The following is a 4,700-nucleotide window of genomic DNA, read 5'->3' as shown; positions in this document are numbered from 1 at the left end:
TCCGAAGATGTTGCATTCACCGCCTGACCCTTCCGCGCGTTTTTGTCGGACTTCTGTTGCACATTTGTCTTTCCGCGGGAGAACCAGCCCCTAAACGCGGTTCGGCGGGAGAACCAGCCCCTAGACGCGGTTCACCGGGAGAGCCACCAGCGCCGCACCCCCAGCGCAACACCAGCACAGCCCCCTAAGCCTCGAGCAACGTGACCATCCAGCCGTGCTTGTCCTCCACGCTGCCGCGCTGGATACCCGTGAGATGCTCGCGCAGTTGCATAGTGATCGGTCCGGTTTGCCCACCGCTGACCTGGAATTCACCACCCGCATGCTTCACGGTGCCGACAGGTGTAACGACCGCAGCGGTGCCACAGGCAAAAACTTCCGTCAGCTCGCCGGACTTAGCGGTTTGTTCCCATTCGGTCGTGGAAATGCGGCGCTCCTCGACCTCATACCCAAGGTCGCGGGCCACATCCAGCAGAGAGCTACGGGTCACCCCCGGCAGCAGGGAGCCCGAGAGGGCAGGCGTAACGACCTGCGCCTTATCCCCTTCCCCGTAGATAAATGCCAAATTCATCCCACCCATTTCCTCAACCCATTTGTGCTCGTGGGCGTCGAGCCAAACAACCTGATCGCAGCCCTGGGTTTCTGCCTGTGCCTGCGCAACCAGCGACGCGGCGTAATTACCCGCGAACTTCGCCGCGCCGGTACCACCGGGTGCCGCACGCACATATTCGCTGGACAGCCACACGGTGACGGGTTTGATGCCCTTGGAGAAATACGCGCCGGCAGGGGACGCGATGACCGCGTAGGTGTAGGAATCGGAGGGCTTAACTCCCAGGGTTGGTTCGCGGGAAATCATGAATGGGCGCAGGTACAGGGCTTCTTCGCCACCGGCCGCGGGTACCCAGCGCGCATCGGCCTTGACGATTTGGCGCAGCGACTCTAGGAACAACTCCTCCGGCAACTCCGGCATAGCCATGCGGGCCGCGGATTCCTGAAGGCGACGGGCATTACGATCGGGACGGAACGTTGCGATCGAACCATCGGGTTGGCGGTAGGCCTTGATACCTTCGAAGATGGCTTGGCCGTAGTGCAGCACGCTGGTAGCGGGGTCCATTTCGAATGGCTGGTAGGGCTGCACTCGCGCGTTGTGCCAACCGGTTTCTTCATCCCAATCGATGACAACCATGTGGTCGGTGAAGTGAGAACCGAAGCCTGGGTTGGCTAGGATCTCTGCAACCTGTTGGTCTGAAACCGGATTCGGGTGTGGCTCGATGGTAAAAGTTGTTGGAGTTGCTGGCGTTTTAGTCATGATCCCAATGCTAGACCACGGTTTATCGCGGTTAACCGGGGAATCGGGTTAAAACTTTTCTGACGGCCTCTCGAGGGCTTATCACCTCAATAAATGCTCAGCTTTACCTTCCGCCCGACCACTCGGCGGGGATAGGTAGAGTCGTTAAAGACAACCGTTTTAGAGATATTTTTGAAAGGGAGTGGCTTTTCGTGTCCACCAGCGCAAGTACCTCTGGTTCCAGTGCTTCTAGCTCCAATGCTTCTTTTTCCGACGCCGCCAGCCTCAGCGCCCGCGGGTATATTCCCGCTCTGGATACTCGCACCGATGGGTTGAAGTCGTTCGCCCCAGATGAGCCCATCGATACTCTCGTCGTTGCCGTTTTCAAGGGCGCCAACGGGTTGGAACTGGCGGGCGGGCCCGGCGAGGTTCTCACGTCTGAGCAGGAAATCGCTCTATGGAAGCTCCTGACGGCCGTGGGAGCAGTCGGTTCTAAGGGCGAAGTCACCACCGTTCCCGGTGAGGTCCTTGCCGGTGCCGGCGCTGTGAACGCAGAGGTAGCCTCGGACGAGGCCGTTCCAGCTGGCCCTGCCGTGGAGCGCATTCTGGCTGTGGGCTTGGGCGATATCGAAGAAGTGACGGATGAAACCATTCGTGAGGCCGCTGGCGTGGCCTCCCGGAACGTGAAACGTCCGCAAGCGCAGGCCGAGGGGGATAACGCCGGTGCCGATGGTGCGGGTACGAGTGCGGATGGTGCCGGTGCGGATGGTGCCTCCCAGGATGTGGACACCAACTCCGCCAACCGCGGTGCCCACGTGGTCAGCACGCTGGGAATGTTCGGCACGGAAGCCGCGCTGGTTGGCCACGGCTTGGGTGCTTACTCCTACTTCGGCCAGCGGGCGGGCACGGCCGCTATCGACCGCATTACCGTTTTGACCCACGGTTCCGATGGCAACGCATCCGCGCCAGAAGACACCGTCAAGCGCGCACGGATTGTGGTGGAATCCGTCTGCTTCGCCCGTGATCTGGTCAATGCGCCGGCCAACGAACTGTACCCCGAAAGCTACGCCGCCATCGCTGCGCACCAGGCCGAGGAGTTTGGGATCAAAGCCGAGATTCTGGATGAAAAACAGCTGGAGGAACAGGGTTTTGGGGGAATCATCGGTGTGGGCAAGGGTTCCGCCCGCGCACCTCGTCTGCTCCGCCTAACCTACACACCAGCGGAGACGAAGGACGGCGCTCCTTTCGTCGCCTTGGTCGGTAAGGGAATTACCTTCGATACCGGCGGAATCTCCTTGAAGCCAGGCGCCAACATGTGGGACATGATTTCCGATATGGGCGGTTCCGCTGCCGTCATTGCTTCCATCTACGCTGTCGCGCGATTGGGCGTGCCCGTCAAGGTCACCGCCACGGTCCCAATGGCAGAGAATATGCCTAGTGATCGCGCCACCCGCCCAGGCGATATCCTGCGCCACTATGGTGGCCTCACCACCGAGGTTTTGAACACGGATGCTGAAGGCCGCCTGGTTCTAGCCGATGCCATTGTGCGCGCATGCGAGGACAAGCCAGATTACCTGATCGAAACCGCCACCCTCACCGGCGCGCAGATGGTGGCCCTGGGCAACCGCACGCCAGGTGTGATGGGCAGCATCGACTTCCGTGATCGGGTTGCCATGATCTCCCAGGAAGTTGGAGAGAATGCATGGCCAATGCCACTGCCAGCCGAACTGGACGATGCCCTGAAGTCCGATGTCGCCGACCTGCGGAACATCTCCACAACGCGCTGGGGTGGAATGTCCGTGGCGGGCTGCTATCTTTCTCACTTCGTGCCCGACGACGTGGAGTGGGTTCACATCGATATTGCGGGCCCTGCCTACAACACGTCTGCGCCACACGGTTACACCCCGAAGCGTGGAACGGGCGTGCCAGTTCGCACGATCGTCGAGACGATTGAAAGAATCGGCCGTGGCTAGCCTGCGCCCCGTCTAGCTTTCCCCGTCTAGCCCACCGACTCTCCGGACCCAGCACCAACACTCTTGGGTGCTCAGTCAGGCCACCGGGTCGCGGGCTAGCCTGCGCCCCGTCTAGCTTTCCCCATCTAGCTTTCCCCGCGTTGCTCCCGCAGTCGCTCGCGCCGCTCGCGCCGTTCGCGCTGCTTTAGTCGCTCTTCGACCAAGCGGTCGCGTTCAATCTTGTCGCGCATGCGCTGCGGGTAGCCTGTCTCTTCGGCGAAATACAACGGCACTCCGGTCCCCCGATGCACGGCGTCGATCCCCTTGGGGCCCCCAATTTTGCGCCTAGTCCACTCCCCCGTGGCGTCGACAAAAACAACCGACATTTCGTTGACCAGAGTTTCCGGCTCTACAAAGCCTTCCACGCCGGAACGGCCGGCCGACCAGCGCTGGAGGTAATCCAGATCTTTTGCGCGCACGGTTTCCCCCGGAGCGCGCGGGGGTCGAATACTACTGTTCTTAGAACGACCAAACAGGTTGAACACGAGGTTAATCTTATCGAACGGGCACGCGTGTGAACTCAGGCGTACACTTGGGTAGAATTTACAGCGAATTACCACAGCTGATTGACCACGAGTTTTAGCTTGAGGAGCTTCACTAACATGGCGCACTCCGTCGAAATGCCCGAGTTGGGCGAATCCGTAACCGAAGGCACTGTTACCCAGTGGCTGAAGAAGGTCGGCGACAAGGTCGAAGTCGATGAGCCTTTGCTAGAGGTATCTACCGATAAGGTCGACACTGAGATTCCTTCCCCAGTCGCTGGTGTGCTGCTGAAGATCCTGGCCGATGAGGATGACACGGTTGACGTTGGGACCGTTATTGCAGAAATCGGTGAGGAGGGCGAAGAAGCCTCTTCTGGTGACGACGCCGACAAGGGATCCTCTGACCATGGTGAGACGGAGGAAACCCCATCCGAGGACACGGCTGCGAATGAGTCCGCGGACGATAATGACGATGAGCAGTCCGATTCCAGCGATGACAGCGCCGGCTCGGGTGAAACCGAAGACGTGAAGATGCCGGAGCTCGGCGAATCCGTCACCGAAGGCACCATCACCCAGTGGCTGAAGAAGGTCGGCGACAAGGTCGAAGTCGATGAGCCACTGCTAGAGGTATCCACCGATAAGGTCGACACCGAGGTCCCATCCCCAGTAGCCGGCACCTTAGTCGAAATCCTGGCTGAAGAAGACGACACCGTGGACGTAGGCGAGGTCATCGCACGCGTGGGTGACGGCTCCGCCAAGCCTTCCAAGTCTGACAAGAAGTCCGACAGCAGCGAAGACAAGAACCAGGCTGACAACAAGTCTGACGAGCCCGAGAAGGACGCAAAATCAGACGACTCGGAGGATTCCGCTACCGATGAAGCCTCCAACGATGACAGCGCCGGCTCGGGTGAAACCGAAGAC

Annotated in this window: 4 protein-coding genes; 2 read left to right on the top strand and 2 right to left on the bottom strand. The window is 60.2% G+C overall.

What is annotated here, in order from left to right; genetic code table 11:
- Positions 1-184 precede the first annotated feature (184 nt).
- Complete coding sequence (locus HMPREF3098_RS04640; protein WP_070434177.1) at positions 185-1,306, bottom strand: branched-chain amino acid aminotransferase; 1,122 nt, start codon at positions 1,304-1,306, stop codon at positions 185-187.
- Positions 1,307-1,497: 191 nt separating this feature from the next.
- Here HMPREF3098_RS04640 and HMPREF3098_RS04635 point away from each other — a divergent pair, with 191 nt between their 5' ends.
- The gene (locus HMPREF3098_RS04635) at positions 1,498-3,258 is read left to right on the top strand and encodes a leucyl aminopeptidase (protein WP_070434176.1); all 1,761 of its coding nucleotides are present in this window, start codon (positions 1,498-1,500) and stop codon (positions 3,256-3,258) included.
- A gap of 125 nt (positions 3,259-3,383) precedes the next feature.
- Here the strand turns inward: HMPREF3098_RS04635 and HMPREF3098_RS04630 are convergent, their stop codons facing one another.
- Positions 3,384-3,782: an oxidoreductase gene (locus HMPREF3098_RS04630; protein ID WP_070434175.1), complete on the bottom strand. Its 399-nt coding sequence runs from the start codon at positions 3,780-3,782 to the stop codon at positions 3,384-3,386.
- 117 nt (positions 3,783-3,899) lie between these two features.
- On the opposite strand from HMPREF3098_RS04630, the gene HMPREF3098_RS11830 reads away from it, so the two are divergent.
- Positions 3,900-4,700: biotin/lipoyl-containing protein (locus tag HMPREF3098_RS11830; RefSeq protein WP_305763956.1), on the top strand; the 801-nt coding region annotated here is incomplete at its 3' end.

The organism is Corynebacterium sp. HMSC28B08, assembly GCF_001806865.1.
GTDB lineage: Bacteria > Actinomycetota > Actinomycetes > Mycobacteriales > Mycobacteriaceae > Corynebacterium > Corynebacterium auriscanis.
The sequence above is the reverse complement of the archived record's forward strand: the minus strand, read 5'-3'. Positions and strand labels throughout refer to the sequence as shown.

Excerpts from the sequence above, each read along its gene's own strand:
- HMPREF3098_RS04640 (WP_070434177.1), bottom strand. The coding sequence starts at position 1,306 with ATGACTAAAACGCCAGCAACTCCAACAACTTTTACCATCGAGCCACAC.